Source organism: Arthrobacter sp. L77 (genome assembly GCF_000816565.1).
Taxonomy (GTDB): domain Bacteria; phylum Actinomycetota; class Actinomycetes; order Actinomycetales; family Micrococcaceae; genus Arthrobacter_D; species Arthrobacter_D antioxidans.
Window position 1 is genome coordinate 138,461 of record NZ_JWSU01000005.1, and the last position, 22,994, is coordinate 161,454.

The 22,994-nt window shown below is 70.0% G+C and carries 19 protein-coding genes and 3 pseudogenes; 11 read left to right on the plus strand and 11 right to left on the minus strand.

From position 1 onward, the window contains the following. Positions 1-387 (plus strand): annotated as a pseudogene (locus RY94_RS18700) (VOC family protein); the annotation flags it as partial. Positions 388-453: 66 nt separating this feature from the next. Here the strand turns inward: RY94_RS18700 and RY94_RS18705 are convergent. Then, positions 454-813: a GAF domain-containing protein gene (locus RY94_RS18705; RefSeq protein ID WP_442853448.1), complete on the minus strand. Its 360-nt coding sequence runs from the start codon at positions 811-813 to the stop codon at positions 454-456. A gap of 722 nt (positions 814-1,535) precedes the next feature. Here RY94_RS18705 and RY94_RS18710 point away from each other — a divergent pair. From RY94_RS18710 to RY94_RS08790, 3 genes and pseudogenes are all read left to right on the plus strand, one after another. Then, a pseudogene (locus tag RY94_RS18710) lies at positions 1,536-2,018 on the plus strand (DUF222 domain-containing protein); the annotation flags it as partial. A gap of 532 nt (positions 2,019-2,550) precedes the next feature. After that, positions 2,551-2,973: pseudogene (locus RY94_RS18380) on the plus strand (HNH endonuclease); the annotation flags it as partial. 182 nt (positions 2,974-3,155) lie between these two features. Beyond that, on the plus strand, positions 3,156-3,653 hold the full coding sequence (locus tag RY94_RS08790) for a DUF2231 domain-containing protein (RefSeq protein ID WP_197060628.1): 498 nt from the start codon (positions 3,156-3,158) through the stop codon (positions 3,651-3,653). A gap of 260 nt (positions 3,654-3,913) precedes the next feature. On the opposite strand, the gene RY94_RS08795 is transcribed toward RY94_RS08790, so the two are convergent. The 4 genes from RY94_RS08795 to RY94_RS08810 are packed head-to-tail and all read right to left on the minus strand — an operon-like array spanning position 3,914 to position 7,585. Next, positions 3,914-4,309 carry a universal stress protein gene (locus RY94_RS08795; RefSeq protein ID WP_043444211.1) on the minus strand — a complete coding sequence of 132 codons (396 nt, stop codon included), beginning with the start codon at positions 4,307-4,309 and terminating at the stop codon, positions 3,914-3,916. After that, a complete protein-coding gene (locus RY94_RS08800; RefSeq protein ID WP_082046194.1) occupies positions 4,306-6,042 on the minus strand; it encodes a tripartite tricarboxylate transporter permease in 1,737 nt (578 codons plus the stop codon). The genes RY94_RS08795 and RY94_RS08800 overlap by 4 nt, the downstream gene beginning before the upstream one ends. Next, complete coding sequence (locus tag RY94_RS08805; protein WP_043444213.1) at positions 6,035-6,574, minus strand: tripartite tricarboxylate transporter TctB family protein; 540 nt, start codon at positions 6,572-6,574, stop codon at positions 6,035-6,037. Before RY94_RS08805 ends, RY94_RS08800 begins: the two co-directional genes overlap by 8 nt. Before the next feature lie 3 nt (positions 6,575-6,577). Further along, positions 6,578-7,585 (minus strand): Bug family tripartite tricarboxylate transporter substrate binding protein, encoded by a 1,008-nt coding sequence (locus RY94_RS08810; RefSeq protein ID WP_043444215.1) that lies wholly within the window; start codon positions 7,583-7,585, stop codon positions 6,578-6,580. A 195-nt stretch (positions 7,586-7,780) separates the two neighbouring features. Between RY94_RS08810 and RY94_RS08815 the strand changes: the two genes are divergently transcribed. The 3 genes from RY94_RS08815 to RY94_RS08825 all read left to right on the plus strand — a co-directional run bounded on the left by RY94_RS08815 (position 7,781) and on the right by RY94_RS08825 (position 12,382). After that, a complete protein-coding gene (locus tag RY94_RS08815; protein ID WP_197060629.1) occupies positions 7,781-9,388 on the plus strand; it encodes an ATP-binding protein in 1,608 nt (535 codons plus the stop codon). Continuing rightward, the gene (locus tag RY94_RS08820) at positions 9,385-10,143 is read left to right on the plus strand and encodes a response regulator (RefSeq protein ID WP_052274171.1); all 759 of its coding nucleotides are present in this window, start codon (positions 9,385-9,387) and stop codon (positions 10,141-10,143) included. Before RY94_RS08815 ends, RY94_RS08820 begins: the two co-directional genes overlap by 4 nt. Positions 10,144-10,312: 169 nt before the next feature. Then, complete coding sequence (locus RY94_RS08825) at positions 10,313-12,382, plus strand: glycosyltransferase (RefSeq protein ID WP_052274172.1); 2,070 nt, start codon at positions 10,313-10,315, stop codon at positions 12,380-12,382. On the opposite strand, the gene RY94_RS08830 is transcribed toward RY94_RS08825, so the two are convergent. From RY94_RS08830 to RY94_RS08850, 5 genes are all read right to left on the minus strand, one after another. Next, positions 12,379-12,993 (minus strand): DnaJ family domain-containing protein, encoded by a 615-nt coding sequence (locus RY94_RS08830; protein ID WP_043444219.1) that lies wholly within the window; start codon positions 12,991-12,993, stop codon positions 12,379-12,381. The genes RY94_RS08825 and RY94_RS08830 overlap by 4 nt on opposite strands. A gap of 160 nt (positions 12,994-13,153) precedes the next feature. Then, positions 13,154-14,788 carry a glycoside hydrolase family 13 protein gene (locus RY94_RS08835; protein ID WP_052274234.1) on the minus strand — a complete coding sequence of 545 codons (1,635 nt, stop codon included), beginning with the start codon at positions 14,786-14,788 and terminating at the stop codon, positions 13,154-13,156. A 115-nt stretch (positions 14,789-14,903) separates the two neighbouring features. Then, positions 14,904-15,803: a carbohydrate ABC transporter permease gene (locus RY94_RS08840; RefSeq protein ID WP_043444221.1), complete on the minus strand. Its 900-nt coding sequence runs from the start codon at positions 15,801-15,803 to the stop codon at positions 14,904-14,906. Then, positions 15,803-16,726: a carbohydrate ABC transporter permease gene (locus RY94_RS08845; RefSeq protein WP_082046195.1), complete on the minus strand. Its 924-nt coding sequence runs from the start codon at positions 16,724-16,726 to the stop codon at positions 15,803-15,805. Before RY94_RS08845 ends, RY94_RS08840 begins: the two co-directional genes overlap by 1 nt. A gap of 1 nt (position 16,727) precedes the next feature. Then, entirely contained in the window at positions 16,728-18,014 is a 1,287-nt protein-coding gene (locus RY94_RS08850) for an ABC transporter substrate-binding protein (RefSeq protein ID WP_043444223.1), read from the minus strand. 204 nt (positions 18,015-18,218) lie between these two features. Between RY94_RS08850 and RY94_RS08855 the strand changes: the two genes are divergently transcribed. From RY94_RS08855 to RY94_RS08870, 4 genes are read left to right on the plus strand one after another with little or no spacing between them, the layout of a single operon-like run. Beyond that, complete coding sequence (locus RY94_RS08855; RefSeq protein ID WP_043444225.1) at positions 18,219-19,358, plus strand: ROK family transcriptional regulator; 1,140 nt, start codon at positions 18,219-18,221, stop codon at positions 19,356-19,358. A gap of 54 nt (positions 19,359-19,412) precedes the next feature. Continuing rightward, positions 19,413-20,078 carry an SDR family NAD(P)-dependent oxidoreductase gene (locus tag RY94_RS08860; protein ID WP_043444227.1) on the plus strand — a complete coding sequence of 222 codons (666 nt, stop codon included), beginning with the start codon at positions 19,413-19,415 and terminating at the stop codon, positions 20,076-20,078. 45 nt (positions 20,079-20,123) lie between these two features. Further along, on the plus strand, positions 20,124-20,969 hold the full coding sequence (locus tag RY94_RS08865; protein WP_043444229.1) for an NAD(P)-dependent oxidoreductase: 846 nt from the start codon (positions 20,124-20,126) through the stop codon (positions 20,967-20,969). A gap of 54 nt (positions 20,970-21,023) precedes the next feature. Then, positions 21,024-21,473 (plus strand): hypothetical protein, encoded by a 450-nt coding sequence (locus tag RY94_RS08870; RefSeq protein ID WP_043444664.1) that lies wholly within the window; start codon positions 21,024-21,026, stop codon positions 21,471-21,473. A 9-nt stretch (positions 21,474-21,482) separates the two neighbouring features. Here RY94_RS08870 and RY94_RS08875 read toward each other — a convergent pair whose 3' ends face one another. Continuing rightward, positions 21,483-22,760 (minus strand): DUF2252 domain-containing protein, encoded by a 1,278-nt coding sequence (locus RY94_RS08875; protein ID WP_231554474.1) that lies wholly within the window; start codon positions 22,758-22,760, stop codon positions 21,483-21,485. Positions 22,761-22,994: the final 234 nt, after the last annotated feature.

Consider the following 22,994-nt stretch of genomic DNA (forward strand, 5'->3'; position numbering starts at 1 on the left):
ATGTCGATCCCCATCAAGGCCTACGCCCATGTCCGTCTCACGGTCACCGATATCGGCGCCTCCCGCGCGTTCCACGACGCCCTCTTCGGGCTGCCCGTCGCCTTCGAGGTACCGGAGGACGCGGACGCGGAGACGCGTGAACAGCTCGGCTTCCTGTTCGGCGGCGTGATCTATCGGCTCGGGGACACCCTGCTCGGTCTACGGCCGATGGCGGACGACGCCTTCGACGAGAACCGCGTGGGCCTCGACCACCTCGCCTTCACCGTGGAGGACAAGGACGTGCTCGACGACGCCGTGAAGCAGTGGGACGACCGCCGTATTCAGCACGCCGGGGTGAAGGACATCGGCATGGGGCACATCCTGGAGTTCCGTGACCCGGACGGCATCGCGCTCGAGCTCTTCACACCCGCGGCCTGGGGACGGAACCCGTCCGCCCGGTCCTCGGCCGGACGATCAGCTCGCGCTGTTGACCTCGAGCTCGGCCTGGTCGGCGAGGCGACGGAGCTGCAGGAGCTCACGGGGGCCCAGACGCCGGGGCTCGGTGTCGAGGATGCACAGACTGCCCACGAACCAGCCGCCGGGTCCGCGCAACGGCACGCCCGCATAGAAGCGGATGAAGGGCGGACCCACGACGAAGGGGCTGTTCTGAAAGCGCTCGTCCTCCAGCAGGTCGGGCACCACCAGCGTGTCTTCGCTCTCGATGGTCACATTGCAGAATGCGGCCTCCCGCGGGAGGGTGCGGGGGAAGGACCCCACGAAGGACTTGAGGTACTGCCGGTCCTCGGCGATGAGCGAGATGATCGCCGTCGCCACCGCGAAATGGATCCGGGCGTGACGCGTCAGGCGGTCGAAGCGTTCCTCGTCGCCGGAATCGAGGAGGTTCGAACGATGAAGGGAACGCAGCCTTTCGCGTTCGGCCGCACGGGCCGTGAGCGACGCCGGCAGTTCCGGTGGGCGCGGTGCGACAAGGGCTAAGGGGGTGGGCAAGAAGAAGTCCGCTCAAGTGGGGGGGGTGGGAGACCATCCGTTGACCAAAGCAACGGATGTACCCATACTGGCTGACCGACCTCAAGCCGACGGCCGCAAACGGCACTGCGAACCTGAAGTTTTGGCGAACCTTTCCTTGCATACTGCCCTGACTGCCTGAGCCAGGCCGGCGGGACAGGCTGTCAGTAATCGCTCTTGTGTTCTATTTCACACGGGATAGAATAGAACACATGTTCCACGAAACGCCTGAGAAGTCCTCCTCCGGTGCTTACATGCCGGCAGTGACCGCTTCCACCGTGCGCGGGTGGATCACGGATCTGGCCCCTCGACCGTCCGCGGCTCGTGGTTCCATGCCTGCCCCCTCCCCTGCAGGACCTGCCGACACCGCAGATTCCGCCGACCCTGCAGAACCCGCCGAGGGCTACGAGGAGTCGTTGGTCTCGCGCCTGCGAGCGCTCGAGGACCTCAAGAGTGCGGTGGCGGCAGACCAGGCACGCACAGCCCTGGCGCTGGATACCGCACGACGACGGGCTGAGGCGGCCGCCGGCATGCCGGCCGACCAGCGCGGCCGGGGTGTGGGCGCAGAAGTCGCCCTGGCAAGGAGGGAGTCCCCGCACCAGGGCTCGCGACTGCTGGGATTGGCCCGGACGCTCGTCACCGGCATGCCCCACACCCTCGCGGCCCTGGATTCCGGCGTCATCAACGAGTGGCGAGCAACCCTGATCGTCCGTGAGACCATCTGCCTCAGCGCCGAGAACCGGCACGCCATGGACACGGAGCTGGCCGCTCACCCGGGAGCCCTCGAAGGCGTCGGGACCCAGGGACTGAAGAACAGGGCTCGGAAGATCGCCCTGCGCCTGGAGCCCGAAGCCGCTGTTGCCAGGGCCCGCAAGGCTGCCACTGAGCGCTACGTCAGCTGCCGGCCTGCCCCGGACACCATGGCCTATCTGACTGCGTTGCTTCCCGCCGCCGAAGCCATCAGCGCCTACTCTGCCCTGTCCCGCCATGCCGACACCCAGCTCACTGCCGGGGACGACCGGGGGCGCGGACGGGGGCAGCTGATGGCCGATGCCGTCGTCGAACGCCTGACCGGCGCACCCGCGGGTTCGGTCCGGACCGACGTGCAGCTGATCATGACCGACCGCACCCTGCTGCAAGGCGACAGTGAACCGGCGTACCTGCCGGGGTACGGGTCTGTTCCGGCGCAGTACGCCCGGGACCTCCTCCGGGGCTGTCCCGGGAGGCACGGAGGGTCGGGTGCGAACACGGCGAACCCGGGACGCGGAGGGCACTCAGGACGCTCAGGACACGACCGGCCGTATGAGCAGTCGGGGCACCAGCAACACCGGTGGGGCCGGCAGTACCAGCAGTACCGGCGGGGCCGGCAGTACCAGCAGTACCGGCGGGGCCGCCAGTACCAGCAGTACCGGCGGGGCCGCCAGTACCAGCAGTACCGGCGGGGCCGCCAGTACCAGCAGTACCGGCGGGGCCGCCAGTACCAGCAGTACCGGCGGGGCCGCCAGTACCAGCAGCGCCGGCGGGGCCTCCGACCGTGCCGCTCAGGCATGGCTCCGTCGGCTCTACACCGCCCCGGACACCGGAGAACTGGTGGCAATGGACTCCCGGGCCCGGCTCTTTCCACCCGGGCTCCGCCGCCTGATCGCTGCGAGGGACGCGACCTGCCGCACCCCGTACTGTGACGCGCCGATCCGGCATACCGACCACATCGTCCCGTGGCGCCTCTCCGGCACCACGAGCGCCGATGGTGGACAGGGACTGTGCGAGAGCTGCAACTACATCAAGGAGGCTCTCGGCTGGTCGTCACAACCGCTGCCGGGAGCACGACACGCCATCGAACGGCGCACCCCCACCGGGCACGCGTACGTCTCGGAAGCGCCACCCCTGCCGGGAACGCCCCTGTCGAGGAGGACACCCCGGCCGGTGCATTCGGTGATCGACTTCATCCTCCCTCCGCTCGCCGCGTGACGACCGCGCAGTGGACCCCCGCGTCCCGGGCCCATTGCGTCGGATGAGCAGCCCCGCGGCACCGCGGGACTTCCGGCTCTGTGTCGCCGCGCCGAACGCGCCTATAGTCCTGCAGCGTGAATGGATTGCCGCTTCCGCAACGCCTGGCCCGGTCCGTCGGGGTGAGCCCCCTCTCGGAGAAGGTGGCACACACGCAGGAGGTCCTGTACGGCCCGCTGATCGGCTGGGCACGGCGCAGCCCGTTCCACACCGGCGTCCTCGGCCACTCGATCCATCCGCTGCTCACCGATGTGACGCTCGGGTGCTGGCTGAGTGCATCCATCCTCGATCTGGCCGGCGGGGAACAGTCCCGCAGCGGCGCCACGCTCCTGGTCGGAACCGGGGTGGTGGCCGCCGTGCCGACGGCCCTGTCGGGTGCCGGTGATTGGGCGGGCATGGAGGGAGCGGAACGCCGCATCGCTGCAGTGCACGCACTGGGCACAGACCTCGCCGTCTTCCTTCTCCTGGGGTCGCTGATCGCCCGCAGGCGTGGACGCTTCGCCCTGGGCACGAGCCTGGGACTCGCCGGAAACGTGATCGTGGCAGGATCCGGGTTCCTCGGCGGCCATCTCGCTCTCAATCGCGGGACCGCCCGGCGGACCGCATCACCCGCCGATGGAAGCATGGCCGACAGATCCTGAGGGTCCGGTTGCATGGCAACGGACACGGCACAAAGGACACGGCACGAAGGACACGGCAGGAGCGAGGACAGCCCCGGCACCGTGAACGGCAGCGTCGTACGACGGACGCGGGCGCGGACGTCCGCCGAGCGACGAGCGACGACGGCAGACGTCGACGGCGGGCTGCCCCAGGGGCAACCCGCCGTCGTCGTGTCATCAAGGTCAGCCGGCGGAATCAGCCGCCAAGATCGACCGTCAGAACCAACCGTCAGAACCAACCGTCAGGGCAGCTTCACCGCCAGGACGTTGCAGCGCGCCGACAGCAGGATGGTCTGCGCCGTCGAGCCCATGATCAGCTTGCCCACGGGCGTCCGGTGCCGCAGCCCGATCACGATCAGCTCGGCGCCCAGCTCCTCCGCCGTGTCCACGACCTCCTCGGCCGCCGTGGCTTCGGAGATGCTGTGGCGGACCGAGAACGGCACGCCGGTGGCCCGGAGCAGGGCGTCGAGCTTCGAGACGTCCTCGTCGTCGGCGTAGGCCGGGTTCACGAGGCGGTCGGCGCGCGTGGTGTTGATGACCACGAGGTCGGCCTCCCTCCGGCCGGCCTCCTCGACGGCCGCGGAAACGGCGGCCTCGCCTAGGGCGTTGGGCACGTAGCCCACCACGATCGTGCTCATCGGTCGGTGTCCTCTCGGTTGGGCTGGTCTGCCGACGTCGCGGTCGTCGGCGTCGCGGTGGTCGTGACCCCGGCCTCGGATCCGCCTCCCCGCGCGACGGAAGGAGTGCCGGAATCGGCCGCGGCATGAGCGCCGGAATCGGCCGCGGCGTGAGCACTGGAGTCGGCGCCGGCGTGAGCGCTCGTGTCGGAGTCTGCGGAGACCTCCGTGTCGGCACCGGCAGCCACCATGGCCTCGAACTGGCGCTGACGCCGCTTGAGCAGGAGGGACAGTGCGAAGATCACGATCAGGACCACGTAGATCGTCGCCGCGACCGGTGACTGGATGAGCGCCACAGGATCACCCTGCGAGATCGCGAGCGAGCGCCGCAGCTGGCTCTCGAAGATGGGTCCCAGGATCAGGCCCACCACCATCGGCGCGATCGGATAGCCGTAGCGGCGCATGAAGAACCCGAGGATGCCCACGATCAGCAGGATGATGACGTCGATCGGCGTGAAGTTCACCGAGAACGCACCCAGCACCGCGAACACCAGGATGCCCGCGTACAGGTAGGGCCGCGGGATCTGCAGGATCTTGACCCAGATGCCCACGAGCGGCAGGTTCAGCACCAGCAGCATCAGGTTGCCGACGTAGAGGCTCGCGATGAGCGCCCACACGAGCGTGCTGTTGGACTCGAAGAGCTGCGGCCCCACCGGGATCTGGTAGCGCTGGAACGCCACGAGCATCATGGCGGCGGTCGCCGTCGTCGGGATGCCGAGCGTCAGCAGCGGCACGAGGACGCCGGCGGCCGCCGCGTTGTTCGCAGCCTCCGGACCGGCCACTCCCTCGATGGCACCCTTGCCGAACTGCTTCTTGTGCTCTCCCTTCGCGAGTTTGCGCTCGGAGGCGTAGGAGAGGAACGTCGCCACATCGGCGCCGCCCGCAGGGATGGTGCCCACGGGGAACCCGATCAGGGTGCCGCGGAGCCACGGCTTCCAGGACCGGCGGAGGTCCTCCTTGCGGAGCCAGCTGGCCCAGCCCCCGGTGACCGGGATGACCTTGATGGGTCCGTGGCGCAGACGCGAGGCCACGTAGAGCGCCTCGCCGACGGCGAACAGGGCGACGGCCACGAGGACGACGTCGATCCCGTCCGCCAGGAACGGGCTGCCGAACGTGTACCGCTGCTGGGCGGTGAGCGCGTCGAAGCCGACGAGCGCGATGAACAGGCCGAGCCCCAGGGACGCCAGGCCGCGCAGCGCGGAGGATCCGAGGAGCGCACCGACCGTCAGGAAGGCGACGACCATGAGGGCCACGTACTCGACGGGGCCGATCTGCACGGCGAACGCGGCCACGTACGGTGCCACGAAGCTGAGCAGCACCGTGGCGATGGTGCCTGCCACGAACGAGCCGACCGCCGCCGTCGCCAGCGCCGCCGCTCCCCGCCCGGCCTTGGCCATCTTGTTGCCCTCGAGCGCTGTGACGATCGAGGACGACTCCCCCGGGGTGTTCAGCAGGATCGAGGTCGTGGACCCGCCGTACATGCCGCCGTAGTAGATACCGGCGAAGACGATGATCGCCGCCGTCGGCTCGAGGCTGTAGGTGATGGGCATGAGCAGCGCGACGGTCATGGCCGGGCCGATGCCCGGCAGGACGCCGACCGCGGTGCCGACGAGCACGCCGCCGAGCGCGAAGAGCAGGTAGATGGGCTGCATCGCCGTGGCGAAGCCCTCCATCAGCAGGAAAAAGTTATCCACCGAACACACCGAACCCTTCGAGGAACCCCGGGGGCAGCGAGACACCGAGGAGCCCGGCGAAGACGAACTGCAGCACCAGGGCCAGGACGACGGCGGTCACCAGGTTGCGCCACCACGGGCGGGCGCCGAGGGACCAGGCGGCACCGAAGAACAGGATCGCGGCGGCGAGGGGCCAGCCGAGCGGGACGATCAGGAAGGCGTGCAGCAGCACGAACCCCGCGAGCTTCCCGACGGTCACCCAGTCGGTCTTCGCCTCGAGGTCCACGTCCTCGCCCTCGTCCGCCGCACCCCGGTGGCCGCGGAGCACCTGGAACACCAGGCCCGCCCCGACCACGAGGAGCAGCGCGGAGACGGCGAAGGGGAAGGCCCGTGGCCCGATGTCGCTGGCCGACGGCGGCGTCTGGATACCGGCGCCCGCCACGAAGCCGAGCACACCGATGCTCACGATGACGAGCGCGAAGACCAGCTCGCCGATCGGCTTCCCGGGAGCGGCGGCCGTGCCGCTCCCGGCGTTCTGGACCGAGGTACTCATGGTCTACAGCAGTCCGATGTCGGTGAGGGTCGTCTTGACGCTCGCGATGTCCTCGTCGAGGAAGGTCTCGAACTCCTCGCCTGCCAGGAACGCGTCGGCCCAGTTGTTCTCCTCGAGGGTGGCCTTCCAGGTGTCGGTGGCGTGCAGGTCGGTGACGAGCTGCGTGAGGGCCTCCGCCTGGGCGTCGTCGATGGTGCCGGGGGCGACGACGCCGCGCCAGTTGGTCAGCACGAGGTCGATGCCCTCCTCGGTGAGGGTCGGGGTGTCGGGCAGCTGGGGTGCGGCGTCCTCGCCGGACACCGCGAGCGCGCGCAGCTTGCCGGCATTCACCTGCTCGGCGTACTCCCCGACGCCGGAGATGCCCGCGTTGACCTTATTGCCGAGCAGGGCGGCGAGTGACTCGCCGCCGCCCGAGTAGGGGATGTAGTTCAGGTTCTCGGGCGCGATGCCCGCTTCCTTCAGGACGGAACCGGCGAGGATGTGGTCCGCGCCGCCGGCCGAGCCGCCCGTGATGGAGACTCCCTGACCCTTGGCCTCGATGTCGTCGAGCAGGTCCTGCACGGTCTGGTAGGGCGAATCCGCGGGCACCACGATCACGAGGGGCTCCTCGGTGAGGCGGGCGATCGGCGTGGTGTCCTCGATGCGGTTGGCGGCGTTGTTGGTCTCGACGGCGCCGACCATGACGTAGCCCATGACCATGAGGGTGTTCGGATCCGTCTCGGTGGCGAGCTTCGCGAGGCCGTTGGTGCCGCCGGCGCCACCGACGTTGACGACGGACGCGTTGCCCACGAGGTCGTTCTCCTTGAGGTCGGTCTCCATGGCCCGGCCCGTCTGGTCCCACCCTCCCCCGGGGTCGGCGGGGACCACGATGTTGAGTTTCTCGATGGTTCCTTCCGCCTCCCCGGCGGTGGTGCTCTCCGTCATCGAGCCGCAGGCCGAGAGGGCGAGTGCGGAGGCGAGGGCGAGGGCGGTGAGGGTCGAACGGCGCGCCGTTGTGCGATCGATCGTCATGGTTCTTCTCTTCCTTGAGAGGTACTGCGAATGGACTGCCAGATGTGATGCGGGTCACCACTGCTGACCTCAGGCTAGGAACCCTGCGGAGCGGCGGTAAAGCATGCGGTCGTAGTGCTCGTAGTGGTCTTTGTGGTCACGACCGCTCGACGAAACAGACGATTGTGACGCGACGGGGCGTGTCACACTATGGGGATGATCAGGACGCTGCCGCTTCGATCGCAGCTGTTCCTGCTGCAGCTGGCCATCGTGCTCGTCATCGTCGCCGTCGCCGGGTCCACCGCCGTCGCCATGCAGCGGCTGCAGATCCGGGAGCAGTACCAGGACCGCATGGTGGGGGTCGCGCAGTCCGTCGCACAGCTGCCCTCCGTGATCGAGGCGTTCGGCCAGGATGACCCCAGCGCGACCATCCAGCCGATCGCCGACCTCATCCGCCAGTCCACGGGGGTGACCTACGTCGTCGTCACCGATGCCGAGGGCATCCGGTACTCCCACCCCAACCCGGCGCTGATCGGCGAGCCCGTCTCCACCGATCCCTCCGTCCCGCTCTCGGGGGAGACCTTCGTGGGTACGCAGACCGGCACGCTCGGCGAGTCGTGGCGCGTCAAGGTCCCCGTGTACGAGGACGGCACCACCACCGGAGACATCATCGGCACCGCCTCGGTGGGTGTCCTCGAGTCCGAGCTGGACGCCGTCCTCTACGAGGACCTCCCGCGCCTGCTCGCCTGGCTGATCGTCGCGGCGCTGGTCGGTTCCGCCGGCGCCATCTGGATCTCGCGCCTCGTCTGGCGGCGCATCTACCGCCTCGAACCCGAGCAGATCGCCTCCCTCCTCGAGACGCGCGACGCCATGATCCACGGCATCAGCGAGGGCCTGGTCGCCGTCGACGCCCACCACAGGATCGCGCTCCTCAACGACGAGGCCAAGCGGCTCCTCGGCCTCGACGACGATGCCACCGGCCGCCCCGCCGCGGATGTCATGGAACCCGCCCTCGCCCGGCTCCTCACCGACCCCGCGGACACCGACGAGACGGTGCTCTCCGGGGAGCGCGTGCTGCTCGCCCGCACCTCCGACGCCCTCGTGGACGGCGTCCGCGTGGGGCGGGTCATGATCCTCCGCGATCGCACCGAGCTCTACCAGCTGCTCACCGACCTCGACGGCGAGCGCGACGCCACGCAGGCCCTCCGCGCGCAGGCACACGAGTTCGCGAACCGCATGCATACCATCTCCGGCCTGCTGGAGCTCGGCCGCACGGAGCAGGCCGTCGACTTCATCCAGCGGTCCGGGCACGGCGGGTCCCTGGTCTCCGGCTCGATCGCCCCGGGCATCCAGGACCCGGACGCCGCGAGCCTGCTCATGACCAAGAGCACCATCGCCGCGGAGAAAGGCATCACCCTGTCCATCGACGACACCTCCACGCTGCAGTCCGACGGCACCACCGACGTCGTCACCATCCTCGGCATCCTGATCGACAACGCGCTGGAGGCCGTGGCCGACGGCGGTCCGGGGCAGGTCTCCGTGCACCTCGACACGACCGACGACGGCGTGCGCGTCACGGTCTCCGACGACGGTCCCGGCGTCCCGCCCGAGGACGTCGCCGGCATCTTCTCCTCCGGGTACTCGACGAAGGACGGCGGCCGGACCGGGACCCGCGGCTTCGGCCTCGCGCTCGTGGACCGGATCGCGCGCCGGCGCTCCGGGCACGTCGTCGTCGACTGTTCCGAGCTCGGCGGTGCCGAGTTCACGGTCTGGCTCGCGCCGTCGCTCGCCGACGTGCCCCGCCCCACCCTGCAGGTGCCGTGAGCACCCCCGCGCTGATCCCCACCCTCGTGGTCGACGACGACCGCGAGGTCGCCGGCATCCACACCGGGTTCCTGCTGGCCCACGGCGCCTTCGACGTCGTCGGCGCCGCGCACACCGGCGCCCGCGCCCTCGACCTCGTGCAGGAGCTGCAGCCCCGGCTCGTGCTGCTGGACATCCACCTCCCGGACATGTCCGGGATCGAGGTGCTCCGGGCCCTGCGGAACCGGCCGGGCGAGCCCCTCGACGTCATGGCGATCACCGCAGCCCGCGAGCTCGACACAGTGCGGGCCGCGGTGGCCGGTGGCGTGCTGCACTATCTCGTGAAGCCCTTCGGCGCCGCGGTCCTGAACCGGCGGCTCGACCACTACGTGGCGTACCGGCGGGAGCTCGACGCCCACGCCGGGGACAGCGCGCCGGCGCTGGACCAGCACCGGATCGACCAGCTCCTCGGCACGACGGCGGGAGCGGGCGGTGCGCTGTCGGGGCCGAGGGAACCGACCGGGACCACCGCCCTCGCGCCCCCGAAGGGACTCTCCGCGCCGACGCTCGACGCCGTCGTCCTGGACCTGGCGGGGCAGGGCCGCGGGACGTCGGCGTCCGAGGTCGCGGCCCGGCTCGGCATGGCCCGCGTGAGTGCCCGTCGCTACCTCGAGTTCCTGGTCTCGCGCGGGCAGGCGCGGATCGTGCCGCAGTACGGATCCGCGGGCAGGCCCGAGAAGTTCTACGTGTGGACGGACGGCGCTACCCGCGGCTGAGGAGCCGCGGTGAGGGACCTCCGCCCGGCCCGGCGGGTCCTCGGGTACCTTGGTCCCAGTGCTTCATGGTCCCCGGGACCCGGTGAGCGTCTCAGTGCGGCCACCCCGGCGCACACAAGTCACCGACAGTGCCTGCGTGCACGGAAGCAGAAGTGGAACGTGCTGCCGCATGGGGACAGTGACAACCGATCGCTCCGTGGATCCTTCACGCCGGGACCGCTCCTTCGGGGGCCGTACCCTCCTGATCCGGGCCATCGTGCTCGTGACGGCGGTCCTCGGCCTGAACTACATCGTCTGGCGATGGCTCTTCTCGATCAGCTGGGACGCCTGGTGGATCGCAATCCCGCTGGTCCTGGCGGAGACGTACTCCCTGGTCGATTCGCTGCTGTTCGGCTTCACCGTGTGGAGGCTCAAGAGGCGTGAGCCCCCGGAGGCACCTGCCGGCCTCACCGTGGACGTCTTCATCACCACCTACAACGAGCCGCTGGACCTCGTACTGACCACCGCGCGGGCCGCGAAGGCCATCCGCTATCCGCACCAGACCTGGATCCTCGACGACGGCGACCGCGCCGACGTCCGGGCGGCCGCGGAGGCGGAGGGCATCGGCTGGATCACGCGCTCGGCGGACTGGAAGGACATGCCGCGCCACGCCAAGGCCGGCAACCTGAACAACGCGCTCATGTCCACGGACGGCGAGTTCCTCGTCATCCTCGATGCGGACCAGATTCCCGATCCCCTCCTCCTGGAACGGACCCTCGGGTACTTCACCAACGAGAGGATGGCCCTGGTCCAGACCCCTCAGGTCTTCGTCAACGTGCCGGACGCGGACCCCCTGGGAAGCCAGGCGCCGCTCTTCTACGGCCCCATCCAGCAGGGCAAGGACGGCTGGAACGCCGCCTTCTTCTGCGGCTCGAACGCCATCATCCGCCGTGAGGCGCTCATGCAGCTGGGGGTCACCCGCTACGTCACGGAGGTCGAACTCGCCCTGCACAAGGCGCTCCGGACCTCCGACAAGGTCATCGCGAGGGCCAAGAAGAACCTCGGCGCGGACAACGAGCGGGTGACCGAGGCGCTGGACCTGGTGGCGAAGGACCTCCGCCGGGTCCGCCGCCGCCTGCAGAAGGGCCACGGCATCTCCGAGGTGACCTACGAGTTCCAGCAGCGCGTCGTGGCGGTGACCCGCGGCCTGGTCGCCGCGGACATCGCCGCGTTCCACGACGACCTGGCCTCCCTGGCCGACCTCGGCATCGACGGCCTGGAGCCCGGACTGCAGGGCGCAGCGGCGAGCACCGCCGCCCTCGCCGTCGTCGACGACACCGCCCTCGACCAGCTGGCCCAGCGCTCCTGGTCCCCGCTCGCGGCGATCGACGCCGTCCGCGTCCTCATCGAGTCGGTCAGCGCGGAGCGCACCGGCGAGGCGCAGGCGGTCATGCCGATGGCCACCATCTCCGTCACCGAGGACATGGCCACGTGCATGCGGCTGCACTCCCTGGGCTGGGAGTCCGCCTACCATCACGAGAAGCTCGCCGACGGCCTCGCACCCGAGGACCTCAGCTCCATGCTGACCCAGCGGCTGCGCTGGGCGCAGGGCACCATCCAGGTGCTGTTCCGCGAGAACCCGTTCGCGCAGAAGGGCCTGACGTTCGCCCAGAAACTCATGTACGGCGCCACGATGTGGAGCTACCTCTCCGGGTTCGCCGCGATCGTCTACATCGCCGCGCCCATCATCTACCTCGTCTTCGGCATCCTCCCGGTGGACTCGATCAGCACCGAGTTCTTCCTGCGGCTGATCCCGTTCCTGGTGGTCAACCAGCTCCTGTTCCTCGTGGTCGGGAAGGGCGTGAGGACGTGGCGCGGCCAGCAGTACTCCCTCGCCCTGTTCCCCGTCTGGATCCGATCCATCACCTCGGCCTTCGGCAACGTCTACCTGGGCCGCGACCTGGACTTCGCCGTGACGCCGAAGACCCTGCAGCAGGACGCCACGCTGCGCTGGGACCTCGTGAAGCCGCAGCTGTGGGCGATGGGCCTGCTGGCCGGGGCGGCGGTCGTCGGCATCATCCGCATGGTCCTCGGGCAGGCGGACATCCTCGGGACGTCCGTCAACATCGTGTGGGTGATCTTCGACCTCGTGATCTTCAGCGTCATCATCGAGGCCGTCCGCTACCGCGGGTACGAGCACTACCAGGCGGACATCGCGGCGGCGAAGGCCCGGCAGGCCGCGAAGGGCGCCGGGAGCTAGCTCCGGCCCCGCCAGAGACGCCGCCAGAACGAGGTCGGGGGCTGGTCCGGCGGGGACTCGACCTCGGCGGCGCGGCGGGCCGCCTCCCGGCGGTCGCGCCAGCGCTGCACCTCGGCGTCCGCGTCGCGGAGCGGAGTGATCACGGGAGGGCCGCCGAGGAGCTGGCGCCGGGCGTCGACCACCCGGTGGTTGAAGTCCTCGAGGACCTCACGGACCTGGCGCTCGGTGTACTGGCGGTCGAGCCGGGCGTCGAGTTCGGCGTCCTCCGTGCGCAGCAGGATGGCGCGGGGGCCGAGGCCGGTGATGTTCTCGCGCTGGATCAGGCCCTTGACCCACCAGTCCGGATCGTGGGCCTCCCCCAGCCCCGGGATCGGCTTGCCCGCGAGGGCCAGGTTGTCGAAGTCGCCGCGCGCCACGGCGCGGTCCACGATGAGCCGGGCCCGCCTGGTCTCGTCCTCGCCCCGGCGCAGCGGCGCCATCTCCCCGTCCGCCTCACGGCCGTCGTCGTTCTGGCGTTCCATTTCGGCCATGGCGGCGCCCTCGTCGCCCTGGGCAGCACGGTACTGGGCTGCCCTGCGCAGCCTCTCCTCGTGTTCCTGTGACCCGCCCATGCCGCTGCCCTCCCTCGCCCGTGCCGTCCCTCCAGTATTCCGAGGCGCCGAATCCGGCCGCAACCGATTCCCCTGCGGACGAACGGGCGCCGCGGCACTCCCGCGGGCAGGAACGACGACGGCGGGCCACCCCCGGGAGGGTGACCCGCACGAAGGCATGCTAGACGAGCCAGGCCGTCGTGTCGCCCGGCAGCCTGCCGTCCTCGAGTGGCGAACTGCTCAGCAGCACCCTGCCCTCGGGCAGGTCCACCGGCGTCGACCCGAAGTTGGTCACGGAGCGCCAGCCGTTCGGGCGCGTGAAGTGGAGGACGTCGGCGGAGGGCTCGTCGACCCACGCGAAGTCCTCCTCGCCCTGCAGTTCGCGGCGCAGGGCGAGCGCGCGGCGGTAGAAGCTGAGGTGGGAGGCGGGGTCCGCCTCCTGCACCTCGACGGCGTACTCGCCGAACCACGCCGGCTGCGGCAGGTGCGCACCCTGGAACCCGAAGCCGAAGGACTCGCCGTCGCGCGTCCACGGCAGCGGGACGCGGCAGCCGTCACGGCCCACGTCGACGCCCGTGTTGCGGAAGAACGTGGGGTCCTGCCGGTGCTCGTCGGGGATGTCCGCGACCTCGTGCAGGCCGAGCTCCTCGCCCTGGTACAGGTAGGCGGAGCCGGGCAGGGCGAGCATGAGCTGGGAGACGGCGCGGGCGCGACGCTCGCCGAGCGCGTGGTCCAGCGCGGGCTCCTGGCCGCCGCTCATGAGCCAGGCCGAGCCGTCCTGGCCGTCCTCGCTGCCGGCAGCGGCGGGCGGCAGGCCGTAGCGCGTGGCATGCCGGACGACGTCGTGGTTGGAGAAGACCCAGGTGGACGACGCGCCCGAGGAGGTCGCCTCGGCGAGGTTCTTGGTGATGATGTCGCGGAACTGGCCGGGGTTCCAGTCGGCCTTGAGGAGGTCGAAGTTGAACGCCTGGCCGAGCCCCTCGGGGCTCGCGTAGCGGGCGCGGCGATCGGCGTGGACCCACGCCTCGGCCACGGCGGTGCGCGGCGGCGTGTACTCGTTGAACACCCGGCGCCATTCGGCGAAGACCTCGTGGACCTCGTCGCGGTCCCAGAAGGGGTGCTTGCCCTGGTTGTTCCCACCCTCGGGGCCGAGGTCGGCCTTGGACGGCAGCGGCTCGGTCATGTCCTTGGTGAGGGCGTGGGCCACATCCACGCGGAAGCCGTCGACGCCGCGGTCGGACCAGAAGCGGAGGGTCTTCAGGAAGTCGTCGCGGACCTCGCGGTTGTCCCAGTTCAGGTCCGGCTGCTCCAGGGCGAAGATGTGCATGTACCACTGGCCGTCCTCCGTGCGCTCCCAGGCGGGACCGCCGAACACGGAGTCCCAGTCCGACGGCGGCTCCGAGCCGTCGGGGCCCTTGCCGTCGTGGAAGATGTAGCGGTCACGGGCGGCGGACCCCTTCGGCGAGGCGAGGGCCTCCCGGAACCACTCGTGGCGGTCGGAGGTGTGGTTCGGGACGATGTCCGCGACGAGCTTGATGCCCGCGGCGTGCAGGGCGGCGACCATCTCGTCGAAGTCCTCGAGCGTGCCGAGCTTGGGGTCGACGTCCCGGTAGTCGTCGACGTCGTACCCGCCGTCGGCGAGCGCGGACGGGTAGAAGGGGCTGAGCCAGACGGCGTCCACGCCGAGCGACTTCAGGTACGGGATGCGGGACGTGATGCCCTTGAGGTCGCCGATGCCGTCGCCGTTGGAATCGGCGAAGCTCCGGGGGTAGATCTGGTAGACGGCGGCCTGGCGCCACCAGTCCGGGTCCTGCATGCGTTCGGCGAGCGCCTCGGCGGGCAGCTCGGCGGCGGCGTCCACGGCGGAGTCGACGTCGGGATTGACGGTGGAAGTCACGAAGGTGGTCCCTTTCGTTGGTCGGTCGGTGGGGCTACTTCGAGGATCCGCGCATCACGCCGGAGATGACCCAGCGCTGCGCGAAGATGTACACGATCAACAACGGTGCCATTGCCATGAGGTAGGAGGCGAATGCCACCGAATAGTTCGTATTGAACTGGCCCTGGAAGATGAACTGTGCCAGCGGCAGGGTCTGCGCCGACGGGTCGGAGAGGATCACCAGCGGCAGCATGAAGTCGTTCCAGGCCCAGAGGCAGGTGAGGATGCCGACGGTCGCGTTCATGGGGCCCAGCAGCGGGAAGATGATGCGCCAGAAGACCGTCCACGTGGTGGCGCCGTCGGTCAGCGCGGCCTCCTCGAGTTCGAGGGGGATGGACCGGATGTAGGCCACGTACACGAAGATGTTGAACGAGAGCCCGTACACCGTGTAGAGCAGGATGAGCCCCAGCTGGTTGTCGAGCCCGAGGATGGCGGTCTGCTTCACCACGGGCAGCATGATGATCGGGAACGGGACGAACAAGGCGGCGATGAAGTAGAGGTAGAGGCCCTTGAAGAACCGCCGGTGCAGGTTGCGGGCGATCGCGTAGGCGACCATGGAGTTGGTCAGGAGCGTCAGCAGCACCGCCCCCACGGTGACCAGCCCGGTGTTGAGCAGGGCCCGGGGGAAGCTCGTGAGCGTCCACGCCTCGGCGAAGTTCTCCCAGCGGGCCGACGTCGGCAGTCCGAACCCCGTGCCGCCGAGCTGGTCCGGCGTCTTCAGCGCCGTCACCACGGTGAAGTAGAGCGGGATCAGCACCGTGAGGGCGCAGACCGCGACGAGCGCCGTCAGCCACCAGTTCACGCTGCGGCGGTCGGGGCGGTAGACCGGTCCGACGTCGTCGGGCCGGGGGGTGTCGACGAGCACGCGGCCCGCGGATTGCGATGTGGCAGTCATCAGAACGAGGCCTCCCTGCGCTGCAGGATGCGCAGCTGGATGAATGAGATGGCGATGATCACGAACAGGTAGATCACGGCGTTGGCGGTCTGGTAGCCGTACTCCCCGCCCTGGAAGCCTCCGCGGTAGATCAGCACGGAGATCGATTCGGTCGACGTCCCGGGCCCGCCCGCCGTCAGCGAGATGATCTGGTCGAACACCTGCAGGAAGTTCTTGAGGCTCAGCACCATGTTGATGGTGAAGAACGCGCCGATCATCGGGAAGGTGATCGAGGTGAACTGCTTCCACGGGGAGGCGCCGTCGAGGGCGGCCGCCTCGTAGAGCTCGGTCGGGATGGTCTGCAGCCCGGCGAGGTAGATGATGATGTTGAACGCCGCCGCCTGCCACACGGACAGGATCACGACGCCGATCCAGGCCGTGTCCGGGCTCGCGAGGATGCTCGTGGTCAGGGAGGTGATGCCCAGGGCCTCGGCGATCGCCGGGACGGAGTTCGAGAACAGGTAGTTGAAGACGTACCCGACGATCAGGATGGACAGGATGTTCGGGATGAAGAAGATCCCGCGGAACCCGGTCTTGAAGCGGATCCTGCCGTTGAGGGCGATCGCCACCGCGAGCGCGATGATGTTCACGGCGATCGTGGACACGATCGCGAAGAGGAACGTGAACCCGTAGGCCCCGTAGATGCGGTCGTCGCCGAACAGGTTGGCGTAGTTCTGCAGGCCCACGAAGGACCATTCGCCGTACCCGGCGTAGTTGGTCAGGCTGAAGAACATGCCCGTGAGCAGCGGCAGCGTGTGGAACACGGCGAACAGCGCCACCGCGGGGAGGACCATCAGGTAGAAGACCCGCGGCACCCGCCGGTCCTGCCGCAGCGCGGGAGGTGGCGTGCCCGGGCGGGCGGGTCGGCTCACGTCGGTGCTCATGTCAGTCCTTCTCGTTGGGGATGGTGCGGGCGGCGATCTTGCTCCACTCGCGGTCCATGACGGACAGGAAGTCCTCCACCGATCCGCCGAGGGCCAGCTCCTGCAGGTACTGCGGGAGGGGCAGGCTCGCGGGCAGCTGGTGGTCGATGAACCCGATGATCCGGTTGTCGTCGAAGTACGGGGCGAGGCCGGCCAGGGCCGGGTCGGTGGTCTCGGCGCCGCTGGCGAGGGGGGAGAACGCGCTCTGCTCCTCCGCGTACTGCTGCACCACCTCCGGCGACATGAGGAACTCGACGAACCGCCTGGCCTCCTCGGGATGCTCGGTGTCGCGTCCCACCGACACGGCGACGTCGACGCCGGACACGACGACGGTGTCCTCCGGTGAGTTGGTGGCCGGGTAGGGGAAGGAGCCGATGTTGGCGTCAGGGTTCGAGGCACGGATCGCGGGGATGGCGTAGCTGCCCTGCATGTACATCGCGGAGTCCCCCGCCCCGAACGCCGCGTTGCCCGCGTTGTAGTCGCGGCTGGCGGCGCCGTCCTGCCCGAAGCCGTACAGCGTCGTCAGCTTCTCCATGGCCTCCGGGTAGTCCTGGGAGAAGGACACCTCCCCCGATGCCACGTCCGGTCCCTCGGCGCGGAGCCGGTCGAAGAAGCCCTCCGGCTGGAGGGCCCCGCCGAGGTTCACGAACGCGGGGCTCACCGTCCAGGCGTCCTTGAGGGTGGTGTAGAAGGGCGTGACGCCGGCGTCCTCGAAGGTCTGCGCCGCCGCCAGCAGTTCGTCCCAGGTGGTCGGGACCTCGACGCCGTGCTGCTCGAAGAGGTCCTTGTTGTAGAGGATGCCGCTCGCGTTGTTCGAGAAGGGCACCGCGTTCACCTCGTCGGCGCTGCAGGAACCGAGGTCGCCGATGATGTCGCTGACCGCCGGCCGGACCTGCTCGACGACGGGCAGGTCCGAGAGGTCCGCGAACACGCACGCCTCGGCGAGCTCGCCGTAGCGTCCGTTCCCGTTGAGCGTCAGGACGTCCGGCGTCTTGTCCTTCACGAGCAGCGTGCGGATCGCCGTGTCGGCGTCGGGGACGTGGTTCTGCACCACCCGGATGCCGGGATTCGCCGCCTCGAACCGGTCGATGATGGCACCGAAGTTCGCCACCGCCTCGGGTTTGAACTGGAAGAAGTCCAGCGTGACGACGTCGTCCTGGGGGGCGCAGGCGGACAGGACCAGCGCCAGGGCCGTCCCTCCGGCCAGGCATCGGACGGCTCGCAGCGCGGGGCCGGGGGGAAGCTTCACAACAGGCTCTCCTTCGTGCGGTGTGATGGGCGGCCGCAGGCTGGACAACCCTCGAGCGACACGAGTTATTTTTACGACAGAAATAACAACTGTGTCAACCGTCACCTTCGACGCGATTTTCCCCGAGGCCGCTCGGGTGGCGGACGCCCGCGCCGCACCTTTACCTGTACTTTGGAAATAACTACTCCCTCCGGAACGGAAGCCATGGACGCGGTCACGTCGCTCGCCCCCTCCAGTCCCGCCCGGGCGCTGGCGCGCGAGGTCCTGATCCACGGACCCATCTCCCGCGGGGACCTGGCGACGCGGCTCGGCCTGTCGGTCGCCAGCCTCACCCGCCTCAGCAAACCGCTCCTCGACGCGGGAGTGCTCCGTGAGTCGGAGGAGGCCGGGGCCGCCTCGATCGGGCGCCCCGTCCGGCCCCTCGAGATCAGCCCTGACGCGCACCGCTTCGTGGGCATCAAGCTCACCGGCGACACCGCCTCGGCGGTCGCCACCAACCTCAAGGCCGACGTCGTCGGGGCCGGCGAGCGCACGCTGCCGGGGCACGCCGTGGCGGACGTGGTCGGCGCCATCGTCGACGCCGTGGCCGACCTCGGCCCGATCGACCGGTTCAGCGGCATCGGCATCAGCATCGGGGGCAGGGTCAACGCCGATTCCTCGGTGCTGCGCGCGCCCTTCCTCGGCTGGCGCGACGTCCCCCTTGCCCACCTCGTGCAGCAGCGGACCGGATTGCCCGTCGTCGTCGAGAACGACGTCGTGGCCCTCACCATCGCGGAGCAGTGGTTCGGCGCCGGGCGCGGCGAGAAGGACTTCGCAGTCCTGACGGTCGGCGCCGGCGTGGGCTACGGGCTCGTCATCAACGACGTCGTCATCGCCCCGCCGGACGCCGGGCTGGGCCTCGTGGGGCACTATCCGCTCGATCCCAACGGGCCGCGCTGCATGGAGGGCCACCGCGGCTGCTCGTCGGCGGTCCTCACCATCCCGGCCATCTGCTCCCAGTTCGCGGCCTCCACCGGCGAGCAGCGCTCCTACGAGGAGATCCTCGCGCTCGCGGGCCAGGGGCATCCCGTGGCGGGCGGCGTGGTGGAGGCCGCCGGTGCCGCCCTCGGCCTGCTGGTGTCCGCCGTCGCGAACCTGACGATGGTGGACCTCGTGATCCTCTCCGGCGAGGGCATGGACCTCGCCGACGCCGCAGGCCCCTCACTGCATGCCGCGATCGACTACTACCGGGACCCGGAGGCGTCCCCCGTCCGGCTGCGCCGGCAGCCGACCGACTTCGCGCAGTGGGCGCGCGGGGCCGCCGCCGTCGTCATCCAGCGCACCATCCTGGGGACCCTGCGCTGACGCACGCCGCGCCCGGCCCGGAATTATTCAGCACCCTGATGAATTGCACCGGGTATGACTACTATCGCGATCATCGGAGCAGGACGCGGCCTCGGCGCCGCAGTGGCACGTCGTTTCGGAGCGGAGGGCTTCTCTGTGGCCCTCATCTCCCGGAGCCAGGGCAAGATGGACGCCCTCGCCGAGGACCTCGGCAAGGAGGGCATCCAGGCCCGTGGCTTCGCCGCGGACGTCCGGAGCCCGGAATCGCTCGCCGCCGCCCTCGAAGCGGCGACCGAGACCCTCGGCCCCATCGAGGTGCTGCAGTACAGCCCCCTCCCGCAGAAGGACTTCATGCGGCCCGTCCTCGAGACCACGCCGGCGGACCTCGTGGGCCCGGTGGAGTTCTCCATCTACGGTCCCGTGGCCGCCGTGCACCAGGTCCTGCCCGGCATGCGGTTCCTCGGCAAGAACCGGGGCACCATCCTCTTCATCAACGGCGGCTCGGCCGTGAAGCCCGGCCGCACCGTGACCGGCACCTCCGTGGCCTTCGCCGGCCAGGCCGCCTACGCGCAACTGCTGCACGAGGTGCTCGGCGAGGAGGGCATCCACGTCTCGCAGCTGATCATCGGCGGCCGCATCATCGAGGGTGATCCGGAGAAGGACCCGACGGTCCTCGCGGACGCCATCTGGGGCCTCCACGCCCGGCGGGACACCTTCCGCCACCAGATCAGCGCCGACTGACGCCTCGCCCGCCTGGGGACACCGACAGCTACCCGGAGGACCACCATGAAGATCGCACTGCTCGGCGTAGGACGCATGGGCCACGAGCTCGGCCTGCACCTGCTGCAGGCCGGCCACGAGGTCACGGCCTGGAACCGGACGGCCGGCGCCGTCGACCGCCTGCACCACGCCGGTGCTGCCCGGGCCGGGTCGGCCCAGGCAGCGGTGCAGGACGCCGACGTCGTCATGACGGTCTTCTTCGGACCGGACGCGGTCCGCGAGGTGGTGCTCTCCGGGCTCGGGATTCCGGCCGAGGCCGTCTGGCTGGACGTCACCACGGTGTCCCCCGAGGACGCCCGTGAGTTCGCCGACTACGCGGCGGCGGCCGGTGTCCGCTACGTCCACGGGCCCGTGACCGGCAGCCTCGCCCCGGCGCGGGCAGGCACGCTCGGGGTCCTGCTCGGCGGTGCGGCCGGGGATGTCGACGTCGTCGAGCCGCTCGCCGCGCTGTGGGGTGATGCAGGGCGCCTGCGCCGCGTGGCGACGCCGTGGGACGCCGCGACCGGCAAGCTGCTCGCCAACCTCGCCCTGGGCGTCACGCTCCAGGGGCTCGTGGAGGCCCTGCGCCTCGGCAGGGCCAACGGGCTCGACGCCGCCGCGGTCCTCGATCTGCTGCAGGGCACGGGGCTGGGCGGGGTCGCCGCGCTGAAGGGGCCGATCATCACCGGGGGCACCTTCGGCGACACCCGGTTCTCCGCGGACCTGCTCGCCAAGGACGCCCGGCTCATGCTGCGCTCCACGCCGGATCCCCTGCCTGCGGTGACGGCAGTCCTGCAGTCCCTCACCGACGCCCAGCGCGCCGGCGCGGGCGACGACGACATCGCGGTGATCGCGAAGCCCGAACTGGGCTGACCGCGTCCCGAAAGTACTGTCTGGATGCCGGTGGATCTGGGTACCGTGATCGGTATGGCTATCCCAGATGTCCCCGGTCCCGATTCCAACCACCAGCGTCCCGACGGCGTCTCCGACCTCACCGTCGAGGCGCTCGGCAAGCTCTCCGAGGCCCTCGAGGTCGCGGAGCACGCCCGCGGCTACCTGTACGGGTTCCACCGCCTCACCGGCAAGGCCGATCTCAACCTCTCCGAGGCCGAAGAGCTGTTCCGCAAGGCCGGCCACCCCGGGATCGCGGACCGGCTCGCCACCGAGATCATCGGCCGCAACGTGATCGAGGGCCGATGGACGTTCCAGATCGTCGAGGACTACGACGACAACTACTTCTCCGCGTTCAAGTCCTTCGAGCAGGAGGCCCGTGACTCCCTCGTCGGGGGCAAACGCCACCTCTTCGAAGCGGAGATGAAGGAGGAGCGCCGCACCAAGGGCCGGCCGCACCACGAGGCGCTCCCGCCAGAAGCCTGAGCAGCCGCGTCAAAGCCCCCCGGGGCCGTCGCCCCGGCTCCGGGTGAACTCATCGAAGTCCATCTGGTTCCGGTCCGCGTAGACGGCGGCGAAGACGGCCAACGCGTGGTCGAAGGCTTCTCCCGACCCCAGGTAGGACGCGATCGCGGTGGGGTCGCCGGTGCGGGCGTGAGCCCGTGCGAGCGTCCATGCGCACAGGCGGGCATGGGCCGTGAGCCTCGACGCCGAGGCGGTGGTCAGATCCGCGGAGGTCTTCCAGTCCCAGAGCTGGCGGACGTAGAAGTCGCGCTCGACGCCGTCGATGCCCGTGGTCCGCAGCCAGCCCAGCAGCACGTCGCTCGAGGCCTGGATCAGGCGCTGGCCCTGGACCACCCGCTCGCCGTGGTTCGCGTACCGGCTCGGGCCCAGACCGGCTTCCAGCGCCGACGTGTCGGCCTGCTTGAGCTGCAGCACCAGGGGGTCCGCGTGCTCACGGCCCACCAGAAGCACGATCCAGCTGAGCGTCCCGACGCTGCCGACACCGACGACCTTGCGGGCGACGTCCTGGTACTCGTAACGGTCGAGGAGGGACTGCCGGTCGGGGGACAGGCTCTGCCGGTAGTCGGCCATCACCGCGCGGATGCCGTCCTCGAGGTGCTGCGCCTCGAGGCCCGGCAGCAGCTCATGGAGCGGGACCACGAGCGGCGGATCGTCGATGATCCTCGGCCTGCCGTCGACGATCTCCGTCAGTTTCCGGGCGGCCCGTGCACTGTCCTTGCTCCCCGCCCGGGCGATCTCGTGTTCCGTCTCCTTCACGGCGTGGCCGCCCAGGGTCTTCCTGATGGCCGGGAGCAGGGACTGGATGTCGAACGAGGCGTACCAGACGTCCAGCGGGGTCATCGCCGCGAAGGATCTCATGGCGTCCCGGTAGGCCCTGGCGGTCTCGAGGACGGCGGCCCGTCCCTCCGCCCCGGCGAATCCGCGGTCCCGGGCGGCGATCTCGACACTGGCCACCAGTCTCTTGACATCCCACTCCCACGGCCCCGGCAGCGTCTCGTCGAAGTCGTTGATGTCGAAGACCAGGCGCCGCTCCGGGGACGCGAAGCCGCCGAAATTGCTGATGTGGGCGTCTCCGCAGAGCTGGACCTCCAGCCCGGTGGTCGGGGTGTCGCGGAGATCGGCGGCCATGATGGCTGCTCCGCCGCGGAAGAATGCGAACGGGGACGCCGCCATCCGTTCGTGCCGGAGGGGGATGAGCCCGGGGACGCGGTCCTTCTCCTGCTCGTGGAGGATCTCGAGCGGGCTCACCCGGTCCGGGGCGGCAGACCACCCGCCATGGCTCCTGCGGGGTGCGCGCCTCCGCAGATCCTTGCCGCCGGCTCTGACACCGGCTCCGGCTCCGGCTCCGGCTCCGCCACCGGTTCCCGGCGCGGTCGACCGCCCCGCCCCGGTGGTCGGCGCAGGAGTGTGTGCAGTCTCCGAGCGCGGCATCATGATCCTCCTGTCAGGGCTGACACAGGAATGGTCCTGCAGGTGCTGCCG

Excerpts from the sequence above, each read along its gene's own strand:
- RY94_RS08795 (WP_043444211.1), bottom strand. The coding sequence starts at position 4,309 with ATGAGCACGATCGTGGTGGGCTACGTGCCCAACGCCCTAGGCGAGGCC.
- RY94_RS08805 (WP_043444213.1), bottom strand. The coding sequence starts at position 6,574 with ATGAGTACCTCGGTCCAGAACGCCGGGAGCGGCACGGCCGCCGCTCCC.
- RY94_RS08810 (WP_043444215.1), bottom strand. The coding sequence starts at position 7,585 with ATGACGATCGATCGCACAACGGCGCGCCGTTCGACCCTCACCGCCCTC.
- RY94_RS08815 (WP_197060629.1), top strand. The coding sequence starts at position 7,781 with ATGATCAGGACGCTGCCGCTTCGATCGCAGCTGTTCCTGCTGCAGCTG.
- RY94_RS08825 (WP_052274172.1), top strand. The coding sequence starts at position 10,313 with ATGGGGACAGTGACAACCGATCGCTCCGTGGATCCTTCACGCCGGGAC.
- RY94_RS08830 (WP_043444219.1), bottom strand. The coding sequence starts at position 12,993 with ATGGGCGGGTCACAGGAACACGAGGAGAGGCTGCGCAGGGCAGCCCAG.
- RY94_RS08835 (WP_052274234.1), bottom strand. The coding sequence starts at position 14,788 with ATGCAGGACCCGGACTGGTGGCGCCAGGCCGCCGTCTACCAGATCTAC.
- RY94_RS08840 (WP_043444221.1), bottom strand. The coding sequence starts at position 15,803 with ATGACTGCCACATCGCAATCCGCGGGCCGCGTGCTCGTCGACACCCCC.
- RY94_RS08845 (WP_082046195.1), bottom strand. The coding sequence starts at position 16,726 with ATGAGCACCGACGTGAGCCGACCCGCCCGCCCGGGCACGCCACCTCCC.
- RY94_RS08855 (WP_043444225.1), top strand. The coding sequence starts at position 18,219 with ATGGACGCGGTCACGTCGCTCGCCCCCTCCAGTCCCGCCCGGGCGCTG.
- RY94_RS08860 (WP_043444227.1), top strand. The coding sequence starts at position 19,413 with ATGACTACTATCGCGATCATCGGAGCAGGACGCGGCCTCGGCGCCGCA.
- RY94_RS08865 (WP_043444229.1), top strand. The coding sequence starts at position 20,124 with ATGAAGATCGCACTGCTCGGCGTAGGACGCATGGGCCACGAGCTCGGC.
- RY94_RS08870 (WP_043444664.1), top strand. The coding sequence starts at position 21,024 with ATGGCTATCCCAGATGTCCCCGGTCCCGATTCCAACCACCAGCGTCCC.